The organism is Janthinobacterium sp. GW823-FHT01H08, assembly GCF_058797855.1.
In genome coordinates this window covers 4,579,522-4,601,482 of record NZ_CM179504.1, presented here as the reverse complement: position 1 = coordinate 4,601,482, position 21,961 = coordinate 4,579,522, and the positions used below count along the sequence as shown (strand labels likewise).

Here is a 21,961-nt window from a genome sequence, read left to right as displayed (position 1 = left end):
GAGCAATCGTAGCCATTTTTTATTCTGGCCCGACCCTGCTATCGTTCATTTGAAAACTGACAATGTCCCATTCCCTGCATCACCAATTCTTGCGTTTCGCCGCCGTCGGCGCTTCCGGCACGGCCGTGCAATACAGCGTGCTGTGGGGCGGTGTGGAATGGGCGGGCATCAGCGCCGCCGCCGCGTCCGGCATCGGCTACATCCTCGGTTCCGTCGTCAACTACCTCCTGAATTACTTTTTCACGTTTAAAAGCGACAAGGGCCATGGCGAGGCGGCCAGCAAGTATTTCACCTTGCTGGGCATCGGCTGGTGCATCAATACGGGGCTGATGTGGCTGCTGGTACACCAGCTGGGCTGGTATTACTGGCTGGCGCAGGTGCTGGCGACGGGCATCGGGCTGGTCTGGAATTTCGCGGGCAGCCGCTGGTGGGCCTTCAAGCCGGCCGGCGCGCCAGGCAAGTAATCAAGTAAGCAAGTAAGCAAGTAAGTAGTTGTTGCAAGAAAAAAAGATGCGCATAGTCCAAGACCAGGCGCGCGGTTTTACCAAAACAAGGGGTTAATCATGCAGTTCCTGGAACGCTATTTCAAACTGAAGGACAACGGGACCAATGTGCGCACGGAGCTGCTGGCCGGCCTGACCACGTTCCTGACGATGGCCTACATCATCTTCGTCAACCCGTCCATCCTCGGTGACGCGGGCATGCCGAAAGACTCCGTTTTTGTCGCCACCTGCCTGGCGGCCGCCATCGGCACCCTGATCATGGGCCTGTACGCGAACTACCCGATCGCGCTGGCGCCGGGCATGGGCTTGAATGCGTATTTCTCGTACACGGTGGTCAAGGGCATGGGCATGAGCTGGGAAGTGGCGCTGGGCGCCGTCTTCATTTCCGGCTGCCTGTTCATTCTGGTCAGCCTGTTCAAGATACGCGAGATGATCATCAACAGCATCCCGCCCGCGCTGCGCACGGCGATCACGGTGGGTATCGGCCTGTTCCTGGCCATCATTTCGCTGAAAAGCGCGGGCGTGGTGGTGTCGAACCCCGCCACCATCATCGCACTGGGCGACTTGCACCAGGCGGCGCCCATCCTGGCCATCCTCGGTTTCTTCATCATCGTCGCGCTGGACCGCCTGAAAGTGCCGGGCGCCATCCTGATCGGCATCCTCACCATCACCATTGCCAGCTTCTTCTTCGGCGGCAACCAGTTCAACGGCATCGTCTCGGCGCCGCCCGCCATCGAACCGACCCTGTTCAAGCTCGACATCATGGGCGCGCTGTCGATCGGCATCGTCAACGTGGTGCTGGTATTTTTCCTGGTTGAATTGTTCGATGCGACGGGCACCCTGATGGGCGTGGCCAACCGTGCCGGCTTGTTGAAAGACGGCAAGATGGAACGCATGAACAAGGCCTTGCTGGCCGACAGCACGGCGATCGCCGCCGGCGCCTGCCTGGGCACGTCGAGCACCACCGCCTTCGTCGAAAGCGCTGCCGGTGTGCAAGCGGGTGGCCGCACGGGCTTGACGGCCGTCGCCGTCGCGCTGCTGTTCCTGGGCAGCCTGTTCTTCGCCCCGCTGGCGCACACGGTGCCGCCGTACGCGACGGCGCCCGCGCTGCTGTACGTGGCCTGCCTGATGCTGCGCGAACTGACCTTCATCGACTGGGATGACAGCACGGAAAGCATCCCGGCCGCCATCACGGCGCTGATGATGCCGTTTACGTATTCGGTGGCCAGCGGCGTGGCCTTCGGTTTCATCACCTATGCGGTATTGAAACTGTTGACGGGCAAGGGCAAGCAGGTATCGGTAGTGGCCTACATCATCGCCGCCATCTTCCTGTTCAAGTTCATCTACCTGGGCGAATAGCAAGTTTGCCTGCAAGCAGTGACAAGGCCGCCCGTGCATCAGCAGGGCGGCCTTTTCTTTTAGCGCCGCTTACATGAGCAGCGCGGCGACCAGGTCTTTTTTTGCGTCGCCGGCGCTGCCGTCGAAGCGCAAGGCCGCTTCCACGTGCGCCAGGTGCTCGACCATCATGTGGGCCGCCAGATCGGCGTCGCCGCTGCGTGCCGCATCGAGAAAGCGGCCGTGTTCGTCGCACGAGCAGGCGGCCGCGTGACCCGACTGGTACAGCATGGTGATGAGCGAGCTGCGGCCCACCAGTTCGCGCACGATGTCGCGCAGAACGGCGTTGCCGGCGATATCGGCCAGCAAGACGTGGAAGTCGCCCAGCAGTTGCGAGCGCAGCGGCGTCGCTTGCACCAGCGCCAGGCGTTCCGCTTTCAGGTGCCGATCGAGCATCCTGTAGTCGGCAGGTTTGGCCTGCGCGACGAATTCGCGCGCCAGGGCCGCTTCGATGATGCGCCGCGCGGCAAAGATGTCGCGCGCTTCCGCTTCGGTGGGCTGGCTGACGAAGGCGCCCTTGTCGGGCACCATGCGGATGAGTTTGTCTTTCGAGAGAATCAGCAGGGCGGCGCGTATCTTGGTGCGGCTGACGCCATACAGCCGGCACAGCGCCTCTTCGCGCAGCCGCGTACCGGGCGGCAATTGGCGCGCCACGATGGCGGCCGCCATATGTTCGGCAATTTCTGCCGAGCTGTCGCCGCTGCCGGCCTTGTCTACCAGGGTTGCGCTTGATTCTGTCATGTCGGGTAAGAGCAGTCAGCCAGGGGCAAGGCGAACCTTGCAAGCGCATGTCCGCGCGCGGCGTGGTTGACGCCCCGCTGCCGGCATGCCGTTGTGCGCCTTGCGTATCGGCAAGGCATGGCTATTCTACTATCTTGCCTGGCTGCGCGCAGACGGGGCCCGCCGCCTGGCGAGGCATGCTCCCTGGCTGCCTGTTTTGCTGGCCATGCAGCAACCATGTAGTAACGACTGGACATGGGAAATTTTGACGTATATAATTCGGCCTCCTTTCCCTGATAGCTCAGTTGGTAGAGCGACGGACTGTTAATCCGCAGGTCCCTGGTTCGAGTCCAGGTCGGGGAGCCAGAACAAGCAGCAGCAAAGGGCCACGTGGCAACACGTGGCCCTTTTGTCATGTGCGCATGGTTTTCATCCATGCTTGCCATCCCGTCAGTGTATCAACGGCCTGCGCGATGCCATCCCGCTGGTGGCAGGGGCACGCGCAATGATGCCCGGATCAGGGATCGACAAACACGTCGAAGCGCACCTTGAGCGGGCTGCCCCAGGAGATTTCCACCCAGGCGCGGAAGCCGCCGTTGTATGGCGCGATGTTATACACGGCCATGCGGGCGGCGCCGATGAAACGGTCCTGGGGATTCGCGCCATATTCGCTGATATTGAGAAATACGCGCGAATTGGCGTGCACATTGGCATTGGCGAAGTTGACCGAAGGATGCACGCCATTGGCCGTCCACGTATAGTAGGTGGTGAAGGCGGCGGGACTCAGGTTCAAGTCCTGTGCGGCCGCGCCTTGGGCGCTTTGGCCTTCCTGCTCCATCGGCGTATCGGTTTCATCCAGTGCCAGGTTGCTGCCGGTGCGATGTTCTACTTTCATTTCCATGATGTACTCCTGATCGATAGTTTGGACGCCGCGCCTGTCGTCGTGCGGCAAGACGCCCTATCTGTGCTGCCGTGACGGCCAGTGTCACGTCCTGGCTGATAAGGTAGCCGCCTGCTCCATGCTGTTGGAGTAATTCATTCTAGGCATACGCGGGGGCGGAAAGCGCGCTGGGCCGCAAGAAAAGCGGCGTGCGATTGTGCTGGCGCAAACACCTTGCAAGCAGGCGGCAAGATATTTTCCCCCAGGCTATTTTTACGGGGCCGCCACGCATGCGGCGCAGGACAATGGCACAATAGGCCCAGCCGACCTGCCGATACGGAACCCGTTGCGAGCCTAGCCCATGCCGATACTGAACCTGAGTGCCGAAACCGATATCTATTACGAACTGATCGAAGGCGACCCCGCCAAGCCCTGCCTGGTATTCCTGCACGAAGGACTCGGTTGCTGTGCGATGTGGAAAGATTTTCCCGCGCAGCTATGTCAGGCGACGGGGTGCCGCGGCTTGCTGTATGACCGTCATGGCTATGGGCGGTCGTCGCCGCTGGCGGCGCGGCGCCAACTCCATTATTTGCACGACTACGCGCTGTGCGAACTGCCGCAAGTGCTGGCGGCACTGCTGCCGGGGCAGGACCATTTTCTCGTCGGCCACTCCGATGGCGGCAGCATCGCCCTGATCTATGCGGCGCAGCAGCCGCCGCGCTTGCGTGGCATCATTACCGAGGCGGCGCACGTGTTTGTCGAAGGCATCACGCTCGATGGTATCCGCGTGGCGGACGCGGCGTTTGGCGCGGGCAAGCTGCGGGCGCTGGCGAAATACCATGGCGACAAGACGGAAACCATCTTCAAGGCCTGGTCGGACACCTGGCTCAGCTACGGTTTCCAGTTCTGGAACATCGAATACCTGCTGCCTTCCGTCGAATGCCCGGCGCTGGTGGTGCAGGGCAGCGAGGACCAGTACGGCAGCGCGGCCCAGGTCGACACGATCGTGGCGCAGGCCCTCAACGCCATGCCCGCCATGGTCGAGCAGTGCGGGCATACGCCGCACCAGGAGCAGCCGCAGGCATTGCTGGCGCTGATGGAAGGTTTCTTGCAAGGCCGCATGGACGCGGCCGCTCACCCGAAAACTATATGATAGACCACCTCGATCATCTGGTATTGACCACCCGCGACAAACCGGCCTGCATCGATTTCTATACGCGCGTGCTGGGCATGCAGCTGGAAACGTTCGGCACCGGCCGCCATGCTTTCAAGTTTGGCGCGCAAAAGATCAATCTGCATGAAGCCGGCAAGGAATTCCTGCCCAAGGCGGACCTGCCCACGCCCGGCGCGCTGGACCTGTGCTTCATCGCCGCCGTGCCGCTGGACGTGTTCATCGCCCATCTGGCGGCGCTGGGCATTGCCATCGAGGAAGGACCAGTGTCCCGCACGGGCGCCAATTGGCCCATCCGCTCCGTGTATCTGCGCGACCCGGACCGTAACCTGATCGAAGTGTCCGAGCGCGCCTGAGGTTTCATGCGGCGCCCAGGCGTTCAATGGCAGGCGGGATCGCTGTCCCAGCGGCCCGAGCAGATGCGCGAACGGCACAGCATGCCTTCGATCAGGCCCAGCTGCTGACAGCGCCGCAACAGTTCCGCCGTGTCCTGTTCCTGTCCCTGTCCCTGTCCCTGTTCCTGCCTGCGCAGCACCACGTCGCGCACGGGCGGCGTCGTGCCTTCCTGCCGGTGCGCATGCGCGACCATCGCCGTGAGCAAGGCGACATCGCTGTCGCCGGATGCGGCGGCCGGTTTCGCTCCCTGTGGGCGGGCGGCCGCCTGGCGCGCGGGCGGCGGCGTCTTGGGCGGGGTGCTTGCTGTGGCGGCGACCGCAGCAGGCAAGGGCGGCGCCGCCGTATTGACGATGGTGGCCGCCTGTGCCGCGTGCGGCAGCGCCGTTGCTGCTGGCGCGGGCGGAATCTCGGTCATGGCTGTGACGGGCGCCGGCGGCAGGGGCGGCACCTCCGTGTCGTAGGCAATCACGGCCATGATCAGCGCCGCCAGGCACAGGGCGCCGGCGGCGCCGTACCGCCAGCCGGGGCGCCAGCGCGGGGCCGGCATGGCTGCAGGCGCGGCGGCGCCGTGCTCGAGCTGCGACAGGATGCCCTTGCCTTCGATGCGCGCGCCAGCCGCGCCGGCCTTGCTCAGCAGGTCAGGACCGCGCGCCTGGCCATCTCCGGTTTTCAGTAAAGACAAAATATCACCTCCGCAATGGATCAAATTCGACTGACCTTGATGTAAACCGCGCTCATGCGGGCCGCGGACGCCTACGATCTAACGATACCGCCGAGCAATGGATTGCCCGGCCCCGCCGATTCCCGTCACGGAGCGCCCCATGTTTGTCGCCCTGGTCCTGATGTATTTCCTGCTCGCCTGTCTCGCTTGCTGGCTGCTGCTGTTTCCCGGCGGCCGCGCCATCGTGCTGCACACGCTCGTCAACCTGGGCTGGCGCATGCAGCGGCGCGCACAAGGGTTGCAGCGGGGCGGCGGCGCGCAGTGGCAGCGCGTGCAGCAGCACACGGGCTCGGGCATGGCACGCGCCTGGCAATTGCTGTGGCGGCATCGCTGGCTGAGCCTGGCAGGCAGCGTGCTGGTCATCGTGCCCCCGCTGCTGGCCTGGCTGTCCAGCGACCGCATCGCCCTGCGCGGCTATGCCGACCAGCAACACGTCATCAATGACCAGGTCAGCGACTTGCTTAAGGGCGAACAGCTGGTACCGCCACCGACCTTGCCGCCGCTGCTGTTTTCCACTGCCGAAGTCACGCAGCTGCGCCCGCTGCTGGGCGGCGCCAGCCGCAACTGGCAATTGCTCGACCACGATTTCGCGCAACGCCTGCTGCTGGTCTTCAAGATCATGAAGGAGGTGCATGGCTATGACATGGTCTTGCTGGAGGGCTATCGCAGCCCCGCGCGCCAGGACCAGCTGGCGGCGGCAGGCCCGAACGTGACCAACGCGAGGGCGTTTCAGAGCTATCACCAGTACGGCCTGGCCGCCGATTGCGCATTCATGCATGAAGGAAAGCTCATCATTTCTGAAAAAAATGCCTGGGCCATGCGCGGCTACCGTTTATATGGCGTGACGGCCGAATCGGTAGGCCTGCGCTGGGGCGGGCGCTGGACCATGATGGATTTTGGCCACACGGAATTGCCGCAACCGCGCGGGCCGGGCAAGTAAGCCGCGCCAGCCATTCTAGCGCCGCGTACCGGCCTGAATTTCACCGCTGCAAGCTTACTTGCGCAGCGTCAATTGCACACCGGCGCGGGCCGTGCGCTGGCACCAGATACTTGTCGTATGTCAACAAAGGCGCGCCGCATTGCTGTCAGCATGGGCCGAATCCGCCTCGCTGCGCGGCGGCGTTCCTCCTGTTTTGCGACCTCACTCTGGGCTCATCATGCTGCGACGACTCTGGCATTTCCTCACCGACAGCCGCAATCTGACCATCTTCGGCTTCGTGGCGCTGGCCGTGTCCCTGTACCTGGGCGCCGAGGTGCTGGAAGTGGCGCTGATCTGGGCGCTGGCCTTGCTGCTGCTGGCTTTTGTCACGTGGCTGGGCCTGTGGCTGTGGCGCCGTCGCCGCGCGCGGCGCAATGCGCAGGCGCTGGGCCAGGCCATCCTCAACGAGGCCGAGATCGCCGCCGCGCAGGCGGCCTCGTCCTCGACGGCCAGCAACACGCAGCAGGGCGAACTCGATGCCGTGCGCACGGGCATGCTGGCCGCCATCGAGACCATCAAGACCTCCAAGCTGGGCCTCAAGTCGGGCGCCGCCGCCCTGTACGAATTGCCGTGGTACATGATCATCGGCAATCCGGCCGCCGGCAAGAGCAGCGCCATCCTGCATTCGGGCCTGCAGTTTCCTTTCGCCGACGGCAAGATCGTGCAGGGCGTGGGCGGCACGCGCAACTGCGACTGGTTTTTCACCACGGACGGCATCGTGCTCGACACGGCAGGGCGCTATTCCGTCGTCGACGAGCACCGGGGCGAGTGGTTCGGCTTTCTCGACCTGCTGAAAAAATACCGGCGCAAGGCGCCCATCAACGGCATCCTCATCGCCGTCAGCATCGCCGAATTGAAGGGCGACCCCGACGTCGGCATGCAGCTGGCGCGCAGCCTGCGCAAGCGCGTGCAGGACGTCATCGAGCGCCTGGAAGTGTTCGCGCCCCTGTACATCGTGTTTACCAAGGCGGACCTGATCGCCGGCTTCACGGAGTTTTTTGCCGATGCCGAACGCAGCGAGCGCGAGCGCGTATGGGGCGCCACCATGCCCTACCAGCGCAAGCTGCCCACGGCCGACTTGCTGAGTTTTTTCGACCAGAGCTTCGATGAATTGCACGATGGCTTGACGGAGCTGAGCCTGGCCAACATGGCGCACCGGCAACGCAAGACGATGGCGCCCGGCGTGTTCACCTTCCCGCTGGAATTTGCCGCCATCAAGCCAGCCCTGCGCGCCTTCATCGCCACCCTGTTCGAGGAAAACCCGTTCCAGTTCCAGCCCGTGTTCCGCGGTTTTTACTTGACCAGCGCGCTGCAGGAGGGCGAGCCCGTCAGTGCCTCCTCGCAGCAGGTGGCGCGCCGCTTCGACCTGGCCTTCGCGCCGGCCCCGGCCACGGCGCCATCGGGCGCGCGCCAGCATGGCTATTTCCTGCTGGAGTTGTTCCGCAAGGTGATTTTTGCCGACAAGCACCTGGTGGCCACCTATGCCAACCGCGCCAGGCTGCGCTTCAAATATGCCGTGTTCTTTGCCGCCACCGTGTCGCTGGGCGCCTGCCTGGGCGGCTGGAGCTGGTCCTACCTGGGCAACCGCCAACTGGTGGCCAACGTCGAAGCCGATCTGAATAAAGTCGTGAAGCTGCAGGAGAAACGCCTGGACTTGCAATCGCGCCTGGAAGCGCTCGAGATATTGCAGGACCGCATCGAGCAGCTGGAAGCGTACCGGGAGCAAAGGCCATGGTCCTTGCGCCTGGGCCTGTACCAGGGCGACTTACTGGAGCGCAAGCTGCGCGAGGAATATTTCGCCGGCGCGCGCCAGGTCATGCTGACCCCCGTGGCGGGCGCGCTGGAAGCCCTGCTGTTCGAGATGAATGCCAGCGCCGACCAGCTGCAGCCCACGGCGCGCACGCCGCAGACGGCGGGCGCCGCATCGCCTGCCGCGGCGCCCGCCGCGCCGCGCAGCGTCCAGTATCAGGCGGCCAGCGCGACGAATGTGGAAGACGCTTACAACGCGCTGAAAACCTATCTGATGCTGGCCGACAAGACGCATGCGGAAAGCAGCCACCTGAACGACCAGATGACGCGTTTCTGGCGCGGCTGGCTGGAGGGCAACCGGGGCGCCATGCCGCGCGAGCAGATGATACGCAGCGCCGAACGGCTGCTGACGTTTTACCTGGCGCAGATCGGCGACCCGTCCTGGCCGCGCATCGAGCAGAAGCTGGCGCTGGTCGACCAGGCGCGCGAAAACCTGCGCCGAGTGGTGCGCGGCATGCCGGCGCGCGAGCGCGTGTATGCCGACATCAAGGCCCGCGCCTCGACGCGCTTTCCCGGCATGACGGTGGCGCGTATCGTCGGCGAACAGGATCAGGCCCTGCTGGCTGGCAGCTATGCCGTCTCCGGCGCCTTTACGCGCCAGGCCTGGGAAAAGTTCGTCGAGGGCGCGTTTCGCGACGCCGCCAACCGCGAACTGCAAAGCGCCGACTGGGTGCTGAAAAGCGCCTCCACCGACGACCTGACCCTGGAAGGCAGTCCGGAGCAGATCGAGAAAAACCTCGTGGCCATGTACAAGGCCGACTATGCGCGCGAATGGCAAAAATTCGTGCAGGGCGTCGCCGTCGCCGACCTGAAGGGTTTTGACGGCGCCGTGCAGGCGATGAACCGCCTGGGTGACCCGCAGTCGTCGCCGATCGCCAAACTGCTGACGACGATTTACGAAGAAACCTCGTGGGACAACCCGGCGCTGCAAAATGCCCAATTGCGCAAGGCTGAGAGGGGCATCATCGCGTGGTTCAAGGAAACGGTGCTGCGCCGCGCGCCGTCGCAGCTGACGGCCAGTCCCGGCGTCAATGCGCAGCTCGATCCGGCGCGCCTGGACAAACCGATGGGCCCCGTGGGGCGCGAATTTGCCGGCGTGGGCAAGCTGGTGGCGGCCAGGGACAACAATGCCTCGCTGATGCGCGCCTACCTGGAAGCGCTGTCGAAACTGCGCAGCCGCTTGAACCTGCTGAAGAACCAGGGTGACGCAGGGCCGGGCGCGCGCCAGTTCATGCAGCAGACCTTGGAGGGCAGCGGCTCCGAGCTGGCCGACGCCCTGAAACTGGTCGACGAGCAGCTGCTCACGGGGATGAGCGACGCGCAAAAGCAGGCGATACGCCCCATCCTCGTGCGTCCGCTGATGCAGACCTTTGCCGTCATCGTCGCGCCGGCCGAACTCGATATCAACAAGACCTGGGCGGCGCAGGTGTATGAGCCGTTCCAGAAATCGCTGGCCAACAAATATCCGTTTGCCCCAAGCGCGCGCATCGAGGCGAGCAACCTGGAGATCGGGCAGTTCTTCGGCCCGGAAGGCCTGGTGGCGAAATTCGTCACGACGTCCATGGGGCCCCTGGTGGTGCGGCGCGGCGACGTGCTGGCGCCGCGCACCTGGGCCGACATGGGCATCAGCCTGTCGCCGCAGGTGGTGGCGCGCTTCCCCGGCTGGATCGCGCCGCTGGGCGCGGGCGGCGTGGCGGCCACGTCGACGGCGGCGCAAACCGTGTTCCAGATCCAGCCGTCGCCCGCACCGGGCACGCTGGAATACACGGTGGAGATCGACGGTCAGCAGCTGCGCTACCGCAACACGCCGGCGCAGTGGACGAACATGGTCCATCCGGGGCCGCAGGGCGCGGCGGGCATGCAGGGGGCGCGCATCACGGCCGTCACCTTCGACGGACGCACGGTGGAACTGTTCAACGAGCCGGGCCAATTCGGCTTGAAGCGCATGATCGATGCGGCGAGTAAAAAGCGCAAGGACGGCGGCGTGTTCGAACTGCGCTGGGCGCGCGGCGAGGTGGCCGTGGCGGTCGACCTGAAAATCACCAGCAGCGCGGAAACGACGGCGACGGGTGCGGGCGGAACTGCGGCGGTGCAGGAGCAGGGCTTTCGCGGCATGCAGCTGCCCGAGACCATCGTGGGTGCTCCGGCTCCTGTGCCGGTCATCGCTGCGGCTGCGGGAGTGTCGCCATGATGCGCGCGCAACAGCCGGTGCGCCTCGGTTACTTCGGCAAGATCCCCGCGCGCGGCGATTTCATCAAGGCTTGCGACAATCACGCGCTGGTGCAGCTGCTCGACGACTGGCTGGCGCAGGTCATGACTGCGCTGACGGTGGAACCGCGCTGGAAGCTCAATTACGACGCCCTGCCGCCGCTGCGCTTTGCCTTCGTCGGCATGCGCAGCCGGCGCGCCATCGCCGGGCGCCTGGAAGCGAGCAACGACCAGTCGCAGCGGCGCTTTCCCTTCATGGCCATGGGCGCGCTGGAAATCGACGACGCCGAAGCTTTCGTCGGCTGCAGCCCGCTGGCGCTGGCGCCCCTGTGGCAGCGCGTGGAGCAGCTGTCGCAAGGTATCGTGGCCAGCCCGGAGCCGGGTCCTGCCTTGCTGGCGCTGGCTGGCAACGTGGTGGAGGTCGAACCGGCCGCGCCTGAGCACGCGGCACGGCTGGCCGCCTTTTTGCAGGCGCAGACCGTGCATGGCCTGCAAACGATGCTCGCTTCGCCCGCGTTCCCCGTGACGGTGCGCGAATTGCTGCTGGGCCTGGGCCTGCTGCTGCAGCCGGTGCGCCGGAGCGGCTTGCCGCGCCTGGAAAAAAGCCTGGTGCTGCCGCTGCCGCAAGACGCGCAGCTGCGCGACCTGGTGGCCAGCTTCTGGCTGCATCTGATCGCGCCTTTCCTGCGCCAGGCCGATTTCGAACTGGCGCTGTTCTTTTCCCACCTCGACGAGGCGCCCGTGCTGGTGATCGGTTTTTGCGGCGCCGACCCGCATGGCTTGCGCGCGCTGATCGATCCGCAGGCCGGCAGCGAACGGCTGATCATCTTCGACCAGCTCGACTGGGTCGAGGAGCAGCTGGGACACGCATCGGCGCTGCGCCGGTTGTCCGCCTGTTTGCAGCAGGAGCAGCTGTCGCTGCGCTCGGCCTGCGCCATGTTCACGGATACCTTTACCTGAGGGATTGCGATGAAACCAACCGTTTTCTTCCTGCTGCAGCTTGCCGCCACTGCCTGCCACGCCCAGGCGCAAGCGCCGCAGACGCCGATGCCGGGCCAGATCCTCGTCACGGGCACCCTGGCCGACGAGGCGGGCAAGGCGGCCGTGCTGGGCCGCCTGCGCGAACTGTATGGCGCCGAGCGCGTGGTCGACCAGATCAGCATCGGCAATGTGGCGGTGCCGGCCAACTGGAACGGCTACGTGCAAAAGCTGATCGCGCCGAACCTGAAGCTCATTTCGCGGGGGCAGATCAGCATAGCCGGCAACAACGTCAGCGTGCGCGGCGAAGTGGCGAACGAGGCGCAGCGCCAGCAGATCGCCAGCGATATCGCCACCAGCCTCAATCCCACCTACACCGTCAACAATGGCTTGCGTGTCAAGGCGGCCGAGGCCGAGCAGGGCTTGCTCGATGCGGCGCTCGATAAACGCATCATTGAATTCGACAGCGGCAAGGCCACCATCACGCCGGCCGGCCAGGCCATCCTCGACGAGATGGCGGCCGCCATGCTCAGGCTGCGGGGCCGCAAGGTGGAGGTGATCGGCCATACGGACGACACGGGCCTGCGCGCCAGCAACGTGGCCCTGAGCCAGGCACGGGCCGAATCCGTGCGCGCCTACCTGGCCAGCAAGGGCGTCGCGGCCGATACCGTGCTGGTGTCGGGCCAGGGGCCGGACCGTCCCGTGGCCAGCAACGCCACGGCCGATGGCCGGGCGAGGAACCGGCGCATCGAGTTCCGCATTGCTCAATGATCCGCGCCCACTGATCAGGGCAGAGTAATGGTCAGGTGCGCGGGCCGCGGCGCCAGCTTGACCAGGTCCGCATACGCGGCCAGGGTCGTTTGCGTGCCGCGCGTCAGATGCGTTTTCAGACCGAGGTAGGCGCAGATGGCCAGCAGGGCGAAAAAGCTCGACAGCGCCCACAGCGGCACGTCGCTGCCGCGTTTGTTGACCACCTGGTCGGGGCGTTCCGCGCGCGGCGCGAAGCCGCGGCTCTTGCCCTTGATGTGGGCGATCTCGTCGCCCAGGCGCGCCGTCAGATAGCTGAGTTTTTCGCCGCCGTCGATCGCATACTTGCCCTGGAATCCCAGCAATAAACACATGTGGAACACCTGCAGCGCCTGCACGCGCATGGCGCCCTTGCCGCGCAAGGCGTCGAGGCGGTCGAAGAAGTGTTCGCCGGCCAGCTGGTCGCCGAAGATCAGGAGCTGCAGCGGGCGCCGCTCCCACTGCTTGCGCAGGGCGAACGGCGAGGCGAGGATGATTTCATCGACGGCCGCGCAGAACGCATACTTGGCCGCCTCGATATCGTCGCCATCGGCGCGGATCTTCTTCGCTTCGCGTTCGAAGTCGTCGAGGAAGGCCGTGATGCGGTCCATGAAGCTTTGCTCGTCGCCGGGCGCCGAACCGTGCTTCAGCATGAACAGCATGTAAAAGCCTTCGTGCATCAGGTCCAGCAGGGCGCTGCCCGCATGCCGGCTGCTGCCTGCCGGGGCGGCACCGCGTGGTCCCAGCAGGGAGGGCGCCGCGCGCCGTTCGATGAGCTGGCTCATGCCGTCACCGCGATCAGTTCCAGCTGCAGGTCGCGTATGCCGGCCGGCACGTAGACGGAAATCGACTGCGCCTTGAGCATCTGCTCGTACAGCGCGCCGCGGTTTTCAATCGCAAAATAATAGGTGTCGGGCCGCACGGGAATGGCCGCCGGCACTTGCGGCGCATGCGACAGTTTCAGGCCGGGCATGGCCGTGAGCACGCATTTTTCCACGTCGTCGGGCGCGCCTACTTTCACCCGCAGCGGCACCACGTCCACCAGCTCGATGGCGGGCATGGCGGCGCGTATCGCCAGGTACAGGGTGGTGTGCTGATCGATCTTGCCCGAATCGAGCTTGCCCAGGTAGTAAGAGGGCTTGTCTTCCAGCAGGGCGATGGAAAAATACTTCGACGAGATGACGGTGTCGAGCAGTTCGCGGATGATCGCGTCGATGGCATCGAAGCAGGCGCCCGGCTGCGCGTGGTCGTAGGCGGGCAGGCTGGCCAGGGTGTAGTGCTTGGAGTAGCTGAGCAGGCCGCCCGCCAGGCCCAGCAGCGCCTCGTACAGGCGCTCCGGATGCAGGGCCGGGTGGCGCACATAGTGCATCAGCGCGGCGGCGGCCGTGCTGACCGTGTGCAGCAGCCAGAACGAGGACACGTCGCCCGAGCGGAATTCGATCACGTTGCGGCTCGGTTCGCGGTGGTGGCCGTGCAGCGCGCTCACTTTCGCCTGCAAGGCGTCGAGCAGGTGTTCCAGCACGCCTTGCAGGCGCGGCGCGCCGGCGATCGCCAGGCTGGGCGCCATGAACGAGGGCAGGGGTTCGAAGCCGCCCGATACCGTGCGCCGCAGGGCGATCAGAGGCAGGCAGTCGTAGGAGCCGCGCGCCTCGCTGTCGGGAATCAGGCGCACGGTCTTTTTCAGATAGGCCACGTCGGCCACGGCGGACTCCGTAAACAGGTCGGGCGTGGCGTGCATGGCGTGCGCGAAGCGCGTGGCCGCCGGCGTACCCGCATTTGGCGCCTGCGCCGTGTAATTCACGCCTTCGCGGTTGAGGATGGGCAGGGCCGCGTAATACGTCACTTCCTGCACCGCCGGCGGCAGCGCTTCCAGGTCCACCGGCGGGGGCAGGATATCGCTGCCGGGCGCGCCGTCGCCCAGTGCCTCGAACACTTCGCCGTCGCGGAAGATGGCCGACAGCGCCTGCAGGCGCAGGGTGCCCGTCTTCAGCGCCGCCAGGTCCCACTCCATGTGCGCCACGCCCCACAGGTAGGGATGCAGCGCGCTGGCCGTGTGATGCAGGCGCGCTTCGTGATACTGGTCCTGGCGCTGGAAATGCTGCGGCCGCAGGAACAGGCCTTCTCCCCACAAGACTTTCGCTGCCATGCCCATCTCGTTTCTCCTTGAATGTGTGGCGTGTCTGTTGGTGCTATTGGCAGCGCGGGGCCGACAGCGTGGACGTGCCGCTGATGCTGAGCGCGCAGGCATGCAGGCCGACGGTGATGCCGCTGCGTTCCGCGTCGGCGGCGGCAAAGGTGGCGCGCCAGCGCTGTGTCGCAGGCGCGCGGAACAGGGCCACGACGCCGATGAAATACGCTTCTTTGCTGACTTTTTCCTGTACTTCGTAGCGCTGGCCCGGCACCAGCAGCACCTCTTTGACTTCCATCAGGTCGGCGCCCAGCGCCGCTTTTTCGCGCTGCGCGTCGAGGAAGCTGTCGTAAGGCGCCTGCTCGAAGGCGGCGCTCTGGCGCAGCTTGTAGATGCGCGCCACCAGCGCCAGCGGCCGGCCGTCGGCATCGGTGTTCAGGCGCTGCGCCGCGTGCAGGCGGATGCTGACGTTGCGCGGCGGCTGCTGCGCGTCGGGCAGTTCCGGCGGCGGCTTGGCCACGCCGGCCATTTGCAGCGCCGCGTTGGCCAGGGTGCCGAGGGCGCCGCCCGCGCAGCCGGTCAGCAGCAACGCTTGCAGCAATGCCAGCAACGGTAGCGCGGTGGCGCGGGCCGGGCGGAGTAGGGCGTCAGGTGGCATGGGCGACCTTTGCAAGATGTAGTGTGGAAACAAAAGTGTTGCAGTCATTTAAACGCATGCACGGGCGACCTGCTTGCGTTGGCGCAAGATCGGTCTGCGATCAAGACAATTACTGCGCCAGATCAGGATTCATGTCGTCCTGCGCGGCTGTAGCGTGGAACTTCTTCTTTGCTGATTAATCTCAATTTGGTAAAAAATTGCCGATCAATAATAGTCTTCACGCCGCCCATCTTTCCCAGCGGTAGCGTCCTCCACGTGAAGGAGTATCCCCGATGAAGCCAGCCACGATATCGCTCCGTATTGTCTGCCTCGCCAGCGCCTTGTTGCTGGCCGCCTGCGCCACGCCGGACCAGTCGGCGTCCCCAAAACCTGCCGCGCCGACCCTGGCGCAAGTGATGAGCGACGCCGATGCGGCGGCGCGCGCCGGCCAGTACGAGCGTGCCATGACCCTGCTTCAGCGCGGCGGCGCGAGCTATCCCGCCGACAAGGCGCCGTGGCTGCAAATGGCGCAGATGAAGTTCGACCGCGGCCAGTACGGCGACGCCATCGGCCATGCGCTTGAAGCGCTGGAGCGCGACCCGGACGACAAGGTGGCCAACAGCATCGTCGCCGTCAGCGGCTTGCGCCTTTCCGGCAAGGCGCTGGCCGATCTGTCGCGGCAAAATAATCTGAATGGTTCGTTGCGTTCGGAAGCGCAGGACCTGGCCAAGCTGCTGCGCGCAAGCATAGGCGAAGACGTCCTGGTGCCGCCGGCCAGGCGCCCGCCGGCGGCCGGCAAGCGCGCGGCCGGTTCCGGTACGCCGGCGGCGAAGGGCGCGGCGCAGCAAGGCAGCACGGCCGACCCGTTCAGCGGCCTGAAATAAGCGAGCATCCCCACCATCCCCTTGCAAAGGAAGCGACATGTCCAAGTCCGACAGCGTGCAAAAACGCCTGAAGCAGGTACGCGCGCCGCGCGTGCAAATGACCTATGACGTCGAGATCGGCGACGCGATTGAAAACAAGGAGCTGCCCTTCGTGGTCGGCGTGCTGGGCGACTTTGGCGGCAACCCTGACAGCGAGAAAAAACGCCTGAAGGAGCGCAAGTTCGTTTCCATCGACAGCGCCAATTTCGACGAAGTGCTGGCCGGCGTGGAGCCGGTAGCCCGTTTCGCCGTGCCGAACCGTATCAGCGAGGCGGGCGGCACGTTCGCCGTCGATCTGCACTTCCGCTCGATGGACGACTTCCGCCCGGAATCGGTGGTGCGCCAGGTCGATCCCTTGCGCAAGCTGCTCGAGGCGCGCACCAAGCTGGCCGACCTGCGCAACAAGCTGGCCGGCAACGACAAGCTGGAAGACTTGCTGACGGAAGTGCTGAACAACACGGACAGCCTGGCTACCCTGAAACCGCAGTTCCAAGCGCAGGAGGATTGAGATGAGTACCCAGGCAGAGGCCCTAGCAGTATCCACGCCCGGCGCGCCGGCCGCGACCGATTTGCTCGACCAGATCGTCGAGCAAAGCCGCGTCGCCAAGTCCGGTGCCGAACATGCGCGCGCGCGTGACCTGATCTCGGAACTGGTGGCGCAGGTGCTCGACGGCACGGTACTGATGTCGAGCAGCCTGTCGGCCACCTTGGACGCGCGCGTGGCGGAGATCGACCGCCTGATTTCGGCCCAGCTCAGCGAAATCATGCACGCGGCGCCGTTCCAGCAGCTCGAACAAAGCTGGACGGGGCTGCGCTACCTGGTCGGCAATTCCGACACGGGCACGCGCCTGCAGATCCGCATGTTCAACGCCACCAAGCGCGAACTGGTGAAGGATTTCCAGGCCGCGCTGGAGTTCGACCAGAGCAGCATGTTCAAGAAGGTGTATGAAGAGGAATTCGGCACCTTCGGCGGTGCGCCATTTGCCGCGCTGCTGGGCGACTTCGCCATCTCGCGCCAGCCAGAAGACATGTATTTCGTCGAGCAGATGTCGCACGTCGCCGCCGCCGCGCACGCGCCCTTCATCGCCTCGGCTGCGCCGGAACTGTTTGGCCTGGAAAGCTACGGTGACCTGGGCAAGCCGCGCGACCTGGCCAAGGTGTTCGATACCGTCGAGTACGCGAAATGGAAAGCCTTCCGCGAATCCGAGGACGCGCGCTATGTCGGCCTGACCTTGCCCCGCTTCCTGGGCCGGCTGCCGTTCAATCCCGTCGACGGCACCACGGTCGACGGTTTTAACTTTGTCGAGGAAGTCGACGGCAGCGACCATCACAAATACCTGTGGTGTAACGCCGCGTATGCGTTTGGCAGCAAGCTGACGCGCGCCTTTGCCGACTACGGCTGGTGCGCCGCCATCCGCGGCGTGGAGGGCGGCGGCCTGGTGGACGACCTGCCGACCCACACCTTCAAGACGGACGAGGGAGACGTGGCCCTGAAATGCCCGGCCGAAGTGGCGATCACCGACCGGCGCGAAAAGGAGTTGTCGGACCTGGGCTTCATCTCGCTGGTGCATTGCAAGAACACGGCGTATGCGGCGTTTTTCGGCGCGCAGTCGGCGCAGAAAAGCCGCAAGTACAACAGCGACGCGGCCAACGCCAACGCGGTGCTGTCGTCGCAGCTGCAGTACATCTTCGCCGTCTCGCGCATCGCGCACTACATGAAGGCCATGATGCGCGACAAGATCGGCAGCTTTGCCGCCGCCTCCAGCGTGGAAGATTTTCTGAATCGCTGGCTGATGCAGTACGTGCTGCTCGACGATAACGCCAGCCAGGAACAGAAGGCGCAGTTCCCGCTGCGCGAGGCGTCCGTGCAGGTACATGAAGTACCGGGCCGGCCCGGCGTGTACCGCGCCGTGTCGTTCCTGCGGCCGCACTTCCAGCTCGATGAATTATCCGTTTCGCTCCGACTGGTCGCGGAGTTGCCGAAGTCGACCAATTCCTGAATTACCCATCTTTCAACCAGAGGAGCACACCATGGCAATCGATGTATATCTGCAGATAGACGGCATCAAAGGCGAGTCCACCGATGACAAGCACAAGGACTGGATCGAATGCAAATCGGTCAGCTGGAGCGTCGAGCAGCCGAAGTCCGCCACCGCCTCGACGGGCGGCGGCCACACGGCCGAACGCTGCGAACACAAGGACATCGTCATCTCCAAGCTGGCCGACCTGGCCTCGCCGGTGCTGTTGCAGACCTGCTCGGCCGGCAAGACCATCCCCAAGGCGCGCTTCGAATTCATGCGCGCCGACGGGCAAGGGGAGCGCGTCAAGTATTTTGAAATCGAAATCGAGAACGTATTGATCGGTGCCGTGACGCCGAATGTGGAAGAAGGCGACATCCTCGGTGAACACGTCGGCTTCAAATTCTCGAAAGTGAAGTGGAAATACACGCAGCAAAAAGTGACGGGCGGCGCCGGCGGCAATACTTCGGGCGGCTGGGACCTGGCCGCGAACCGCGTGGCTTGATCCATGGTGCGCGGCGCGCGGCGGCCACCTTCGCCGCGCGCCGCGCCGATTTTTCAGGAGAGCGCATGGACAGTTATGTACCTGGCCTGTTTGACCGCCTGATGGATGACGGCGGCGGTGCGGCGGGCGGCGTGGCGGTGCGCCTGTCGCTGGAACAATTGAAGGATGCGGTGGCGCGCGACCTGGAGGAACTGCTCAACACGCGCGTGGCCCTGCCGCCCGGCGCGCTCGACGCCTATCCGGAATGCGCGGCCTCCATCGTCAACTATGGCCTCATCGATTTCGCCGGCATGTGCCTGTCCAGCAGCGATGACCGCGCCCGCATCTGCGCCGCGCTGAAGGCGGCCATCGAACGCCATGAACCGCGCCTGCGCAATGTGCGCGCCCGCCTGGAGCGCGAAGCGGGCAGCATCAACCGCGTCGGCTTCGTCATCAGCGGCACCCTGGCCGTGATGGCCGGCGGCGAGGCGGTCAATTTCGACGCCGTGCTGCAGCCGTCGTCGCTGCGCTATTCGATCAACCGCAAGGGAGCCGCCGCATGAGCAATCATTTGAAAACCCTGATCGCCAAACTCAATGACACGGCGCGCACGGCCGCCACCCGCGCCGCCGCCATCTGCGTGGGACTGGGCCAGTACGAAGTCGATGTCGAGCACCTGTTCCTGGCGCTGCTGGAGCAGGAGCGCAGCGATTTCGTCACCATCGCGCGGCGCAGCGAAATCAGCCTGACGGCGCTGGAGGCGGATTTGCGCCGCGAGATCGGCGGCTTCCGGACGGGCAGCGCGCGCACGCCCGTGTTTTCGCGCCACTTGCCGCTGCTGTTCGAACACGCCTGGCTGATCGCTTCGCTGGACACGACGCGGCCAGGGCCTATCCGCAGCCGCCATCTGTTGCTGGCGCTGCTGACGGAGCCGGAACTGTCGCAGCTCGCGTACCGCGGCTCGAAGCTGTTCGCCCGCTTCAGCGTGGAGCAGTTGAAACACCATCCGGACAAGCTGACGGCAGGTTCTGATGAAGAGGAAAGCGCGGCAGTGCCGCAGCTTGCCGACCTGTCCGAAGATCCTGTTGCCGCCCTGGCCAGCAAAACTCCGGCGCTGGACCAGTTCACCACCGACCTGACGCAGCTGGCGCGCGACGGCAAGCTCGATCCCGTGATCGGCCGCGAGGCCGAGATACGCCAGGCCGTCGACATCCTGCTGCGCCGGCGCCAGAACAATCCGATACTCACGGGCGAGGCGGGCGTGGGCAAGACGGCCGTGGTGGAAGGCCTGGCCTTGCGCATCGCCGCCGGCGACGTGCCCGAGGTGCTGCAGGGCGCGCACATCCACGCGCTCGACATGGGCTTGCTGCAGGCCGGCGCCAGCGTGAAGGGCGAGTTCGAAAGCCGGCTGAAAAATGTCATCGACGAGGTGGCGAAAAGCCCGCATCCGATCATCCTCTTCATCGACGAGGCGCATACCATGATCGGCGCCGGCGGCCAGGCGGGACAGAACGACGCGGCCAATCTGCTGAAACCGGCGCTGGCGCGCGGCGCCCTGCGCACCATCGCCGCCACCACCTGGAGCGAGTACAAAAAGTACTTTGAAAAGGATGCGGCGCTGGCGCGGCGCTTCCAGGTGGTGAAGGTGGAAGAGCCGAGCGAAGACATCGCCTGCGCCATGCTGCGCGCCATGGCGCCGCTGATGGAGCGCCATTTCGGCATCCGCGTGCGCGACGCCGCCATCGTCGAGGCGGTACGCCTGTCGCACCGCTACATCAGCGGGCGTCAGCTGCCCGACAAGGCCATCAGCGTGCTCGATACGGCGTGCGCCAAGGTGGCGCTGGGCCAGCGCGCCACGCCGGCGCAGCTGGAAAACGCGAACCGGCGGCAGGAACGCATCGGCGCGGAAATCGCCGCGCTGAGCCGCGAGGCGGCCGATGGCGAAGCGCCCGACAAGGCCGGCGCCGCGCGCCTGGCGCAGCTGCGGCGCGAGCATGACGAAGGACAGGCGCAGATCGCGGCGCTGGCGCAGCGCTGGGAGCGCGAAAAAACGCTGGTGGCGCAGATCGGCGACTTGCGCGCGCAGCTGCGCGGCGAGCGGCCGGGCGAGATCGGCGCGGCGCGCCTGCTGGCGCTGAAGGAAGAGCTGGCGGCCCTGCAGGGAGAAGCGCCGCTGTCGCCGCTGGAAGTCGATGCGCAGGTGGTGGCCGGCATCGTCGCCGGCTGGACCGGCATCCCGCTGGGGAAAATGCTCAAGGACGAGATCCGCACGGTGCTGACCCTGGAGGGCGCGCTGCGCGAACGGGTGCTGGGACAGGACCACGTCATCGACGCGGTGGCGCAGCGCGTGCGCACGGCGCGCGCCAGCCTGGACGACCCGAACAAGCCGCAAGCCGTGTTCCTGTTCACGGGGCCGTCGGGCACGGGCAAGACGGAAACGGCGCTGGCGCTGGCCGATCTGCTGTACGGCGGCGAGCGCAAGCTCGTTACCATCAACATGAGCGAGTACCAGGAAGCGCACAGCGTGGCCGGCCTGAAAGGCTCGCCGCCCGGCTATGTCGGCTATGGCGAAGGCGGCGTGCTGACGGAAGCCGTGCGGCGCCAGCCCTACAGCGTGGTGCTGCTCGACGAGGCGGAAAAGGCCCATCCCGACGTGCTCGAATTGTTCTTCCAGGTGTTCGACAAGGGCGTGCTCGATGATGCGGAAGGGCGCGAAGTCGATTTTCGCAACACCATCATCATCGCCACGTCGAACCTGGGGTCCGGCGCCATGATGGCCGCCTGCCTGAACCGGGTCGCGCAAGACTTGCCCACGCCGGCCGCGCTGGAAGAACTGGTGCGCCCGCAACTGGTGGCGCACTTCAAGCCGGCCCTGCTGGGGCGCCTGAAAGTGCTGCCGTTTTATCCCCTGAACGACGCGGTGCTGGCCGAAATCATCGCCCTGAAGCTGGCGAGGATAGGCGCACGCATCGCGCGCAACCACCAGGCGCAGTTCAGTCACGATGCTGGCCTGGTCGACGCCGTGCTGGCGCGCTGCACCGAGGTCGATTCGGGCGCGCGTAATGTCGATCAAATTCTGAACGGCAGCCTGCTGCCGGCGATCGCCGAAGCGGTGCTGGCGCGCATGGCGGCAGGCGAGCCGCTCGCGTCGATACGCGTCACTGCAAATAAGCAGGGGCAGTTCAAATACACCATCAAATAACGTCAGCAAGTAACGTCACCCTG

20 protein-coding genes and 1 tRNA gene are annotated in these 21,961 nt (G+C 65.3%); 15 read left to right on the top strand and 6 right to left on the bottom strand.

The features are described from left to right. The first annotated feature begins 62 nt into the window (after window positions 1-62). Together AC3RCG_RS20675 and AC3RCG_RS20670 are read left to right on the top strand one after the other, a co-directional pair. Entirely contained in the window at window positions 63-464 is a 402-nt protein-coding gene (locus tag AC3RCG_RS20675; protein ID WP_070224166.1) for a GtrA family protein, read from the top strand. Window positions 465-563: 99 nt separating this feature from the next. Then, complete coding sequence (locus AC3RCG_RS20670) at window positions 564-1,862, top strand: NCS2 family permease (RefSeq protein WP_070224165.1); 1,299 nt, start codon at window positions 564-566, stop codon at window positions 1,860-1,862. A 69-nt stretch (window positions 1,863-1,931) separates the two neighbouring features. Here the strand turns inward: AC3RCG_RS20670 and AC3RCG_RS20665 are convergent, their stop codons facing one another. Next, a complete protein-coding gene (locus tag AC3RCG_RS20665) occupies window positions 1,932-2,639 on the bottom strand; it encodes a GntR family transcriptional regulator (RefSeq protein ID WP_492403290.1) in 708 nt (235 codons plus the stop codon). Between the two features lie 269 nt (window positions 2,640-2,908). Here AC3RCG_RS20665 and AC3RCG_RS20660 point away from each other — a divergent pair. Further along, a tRNA-Asn gene (locus AC3RCG_RS20660) sits at window positions 2,909-2,984 on the top strand. A gap of 151 nt (window positions 2,985-3,135) precedes the next feature. Here the strand turns inward: AC3RCG_RS20660 and AC3RCG_RS20655 are convergent. Next, window positions 3,136-3,519 (bottom strand): hypothetical protein, encoded by a 384-nt coding sequence (locus AC3RCG_RS20655; protein WP_227742012.1) that lies wholly within the window; start codon window positions 3,517-3,519, stop codon window positions 3,136-3,138. Between the two features lie 340 nt (window positions 3,520-3,859). On the opposite strand from AC3RCG_RS20655, the gene AC3RCG_RS20650 reads away from it, so the two are divergent. Then, window positions 3,860-4,651: an alpha/beta fold hydrolase gene (locus AC3RCG_RS20650; protein WP_070288798.1), complete on the top strand. Its 792-nt coding sequence runs from the start codon at window positions 3,860-3,862 to the stop codon at window positions 4,649-4,651. Then, window positions 4,648-5,025, top strand: coding sequence for a VOC family protein (locus AC3RCG_RS20645; RefSeq protein WP_070224162.1), 378 nt, complete (start codon window positions 4,648-4,650; stop codon window positions 5,023-5,025). Before AC3RCG_RS20650 ends, AC3RCG_RS20645 begins: the two co-directional genes overlap by 4 nt. Before the next feature lie 23 nt (window positions 5,026-5,048). On the opposite strand, the gene AC3RCG_RS20640 is transcribed toward AC3RCG_RS20645, so the two are convergent. Next, entirely contained in the window at window positions 5,049-5,747 is a 699-nt protein-coding gene (locus AC3RCG_RS20640) for a hypothetical protein (RefSeq protein WP_492403287.1), read from the bottom strand. Window positions 5,748-5,886: 139 nt separating this feature from the next. Here AC3RCG_RS20640 and AC3RCG_RS20635 point away from each other — a divergent pair, with 139 nt between their 5' ends. The 4 genes from AC3RCG_RS20635 to AC3RCG_RS20620 all read left to right on the top strand — a co-directional run bounded on the left by AC3RCG_RS20635 (window position 5,887) and on the right by AC3RCG_RS20620 (window position 12,531). Next, window positions 5,887-6,726, top strand: a complete 840-nt coding sequence (locus AC3RCG_RS20635) for a M15 family metallopeptidase (RefSeq protein WP_070288797.1) — start codon at window positions 5,887-5,889, stop codon at window positions 6,724-6,726. Window positions 6,727-6,943: 217 nt separating this feature from the next. Beyond that, entirely contained in the window at window positions 6,944-10,765 is a 3,822-nt protein-coding gene (gene tssM / locus AC3RCG_RS20630) for a type VI secretion system membrane subunit TssM (protein WP_492403285.1), read from the top strand. Beyond that, entirely contained in the window at window positions 10,762-11,742 is a 981-nt protein-coding gene (tagF, locus tag AC3RCG_RS20625; RefSeq protein WP_070311253.1) for a type VI secretion system-associated protein TagF, read from the top strand. The genes tssM and tagF overlap by 4 nt, the downstream gene beginning before the upstream one ends. A 9-nt stretch (window positions 11,743-11,751) precedes the next feature. After that, window positions 11,752-12,531: an OmpA family protein gene (locus tag AC3RCG_RS20620; protein WP_070311256.1), complete on the top strand. Its 780-nt coding sequence runs from the start codon at window positions 11,752-11,754 to the stop codon at window positions 12,529-12,531. 14 nt (window positions 12,532-12,545) lie between these two features. Here the strand turns inward: AC3RCG_RS20620 and icmH are convergent, their stop codons facing one another. From icmH to tssJ, 3 genes are read right to left on the bottom strand one after another with little or no spacing between them, the layout of a single operon-like run. Beyond that, a complete protein-coding gene (icmH, locus tag AC3RCG_RS20615; protein ID WP_070224157.1) occupies window positions 12,546-13,331 on the bottom strand; it encodes a type IVB secretion system protein IcmH/DotU in 786 nt (261 codons plus the stop codon). Further along, window positions 13,328-14,698, bottom strand: a complete 1,371-nt coding sequence (gene tssK, locus AC3RCG_RS20610) for a type VI secretion system baseplate subunit TssK (RefSeq protein WP_492403282.1) — start codon at window positions 14,696-14,698, stop codon at window positions 13,328-13,330. The genes icmH and tssK overlap by 4 nt, the downstream gene beginning before the upstream one ends. Before the next feature lie 37 nt (window positions 14,699-14,735). Continuing rightward, window positions 14,736-15,332, bottom strand: a complete 597-nt coding sequence (gene tssJ / locus AC3RCG_RS20605; RefSeq protein ID WP_070311264.1) for a type VI secretion system lipoprotein TssJ — start codon at window positions 15,330-15,332, stop codon at window positions 14,736-14,738. Between the two features lie 272 nt (window positions 15,333-15,604). On the opposite strand from tssJ, the gene AC3RCG_RS20600 reads away from it, so the two are divergent. The 6 genes from AC3RCG_RS20600 (at window position 15,605) to tssH (ending at window position 21,938) form a co-directional block, all read left to right on the top strand. Next, window positions 15,605-16,195, top strand: a complete 591-nt coding sequence (locus AC3RCG_RS20600; protein WP_492403279.1) for a hypothetical protein — start codon at window positions 15,605-15,607, stop codon at window positions 16,193-16,195. Between the two features lie 37 nt (window positions 16,196-16,232). Then, entirely contained in the window at window positions 16,233-16,742 is a 510-nt protein-coding gene (tssB, locus tag AC3RCG_RS20595) for a type VI secretion system contractile sheath small subunit (protein ID WP_070288790.1), read from the top strand. A gap of 1 nt (window position 16,743) precedes the next feature. Next, window positions 16,744-18,234, top strand: a complete 1,491-nt coding sequence (gene tssC, locus AC3RCG_RS20590; RefSeq protein ID WP_070224152.1) for a type VI secretion system contractile sheath large subunit — start codon at window positions 16,744-16,746, stop codon at window positions 18,232-18,234. 31 nt (window positions 18,235-18,265) lie between these two features. After that, window positions 18,266-18,757, top strand: coding sequence for an Hcp family type VI secretion system effector (locus AC3RCG_RS20585; RefSeq protein WP_034750126.1), 492 nt, complete (start codon window positions 18,266-18,268; stop codon window positions 18,755-18,757). A 65-nt stretch (window positions 18,758-18,822) separates the two neighbouring features. Beyond that, window positions 18,823-19,299: a type VI secretion system baseplate subunit TssE gene (gene tssE / locus AC3RCG_RS20580; RefSeq protein ID WP_070224151.1), complete on the top strand. Its 477-nt coding sequence runs from the start codon at window positions 18,823-18,825 to the stop codon at window positions 19,297-19,299. Further along, the gene (gene tssH, locus AC3RCG_RS20575; RefSeq protein WP_492403276.1) at window positions 19,296-21,938 is read left to right on the top strand and encodes a type VI secretion system ATPase TssH; all 2,643 of its coding nucleotides are present in this window, start codon (window positions 19,296-19,298) and stop codon (window positions 21,936-21,938) included. Before tssE ends, tssH begins: the two co-directional genes overlap by 4 nt. The last annotated feature ends 23 nt before the right edge of the window (window positions 21,939-21,961 follow it).

Bases quoted from the DNA above. Each gene is read 5' to 3' on its own strand.
- AC3RCG_RS20675 (WP_070224166.1), top strand. From the start codon at position 63: ATGTCCCATTCCCTGCATCACCAATTCTTGCGTTTCGCCGCCGTCGGC.
- AC3RCG_RS20670 (WP_070224165.1), top strand. From the start codon at position 564: ATGCAGTTCCTGGAACGCTATTTCAAACTGAAGGACAACGGGACCAAT.
- AC3RCG_RS20665 (WP_492403290.1), bottom strand. From the start codon at position 2,639: ATGACAGAATCAAGCGCAACCCTGGTAGACAAGGCCGGCAGCGGCGAC.
- AC3RCG_RS20655 (WP_227742012.1), bottom strand. From the start codon at position 3,519: ATGGAAATGAAAGTAGAACATCGCACCGGCAGCAACCTGGCACTGGAT.
- AC3RCG_RS20650 (WP_070288798.1), top strand. From the start codon at position 3,860: ATGCCGATACTGAACCTGAGTGCCGAAACCGATATCTATTACGAACTG.
- AC3RCG_RS20645 (WP_070224162.1), top strand. From the start codon at position 4,648: ATGATAGACCACCTCGATCATCTGGTATTGACCACCCGCGACAAACCG.
- AC3RCG_RS20635 (WP_070288797.1), top strand. From the start codon at position 5,887: ATGTTTGTCGCCCTGGTCCTGATGTATTTCCTGCTCGCCTGTCTCGCT.
- tssM (WP_492403285.1), top strand. From the start codon at position 6,944: ATGCTGCGACGACTCTGGCATTTCCTCACCGACAGCCGCAATCTGACC.
- tagF (WP_070311253.1), top strand. From the start codon at position 10,762: ATGATGCGCGCGCAACAGCCGGTGCGCCTCGGTTACTTCGGCAAGATC.
- AC3RCG_RS20620 (WP_070311256.1), top strand. From the start codon at position 11,752: ATGAAACCAACCGTTTTCTTCCTGCTGCAGCTTGCCGCCACTGCCTGC.
- icmH (WP_070224157.1), bottom strand. From the start codon at position 13,331: ATGAGCCAGCTCATCGAACGGCGCGCGGCGCCCTCCCTGCTGGGACCA.
- tssK (WP_492403282.1), bottom strand. From the start codon at position 14,698: ATGGGCATGGCAGCGAAAGTCTTGTGGGGAGAAGGCCTGTTCCTGCGG.
- tssJ (WP_070311264.1), bottom strand. From the start codon at position 15,332: ATGCCACCTGACGCCCTACTCCGCCCGGCCCGCGCCACCGCGCTACCG.
- AC3RCG_RS20600 (WP_492403279.1), top strand. From the start codon at position 15,605: ATGAAGCCAGCCACGATATCGCTCCGTATTGTCTGCCTCGCCAGCGCC.
- tssB (WP_070288790.1), top strand. From the start codon at position 16,233: ATGTCCAAGTCCGACAGCGTGCAAAAACGCCTGAAGCAGGTACGCGCG.
- tssC (WP_070224152.1), top strand. From the start codon at position 16,744: ATGAGTACCCAGGCAGAGGCCCTAGCAGTATCCACGCCCGGCGCGCCG.
- AC3RCG_RS20585 (WP_034750126.1), top strand. From the start codon at position 18,266: ATGGCAATCGATGTATATCTGCAGATAGACGGCATCAAAGGCGAGTCC.
- tssE (WP_070224151.1), top strand. From the start codon at position 18,823: ATGGACAGTTATGTACCTGGCCTGTTTGACCGCCTGATGGATGACGGC.
- tssH (WP_492403276.1), top strand. From the start codon at position 19,296: ATGAGCAATCATTTGAAAACCCTGATCGCCAAACTCAATGACACGGCG.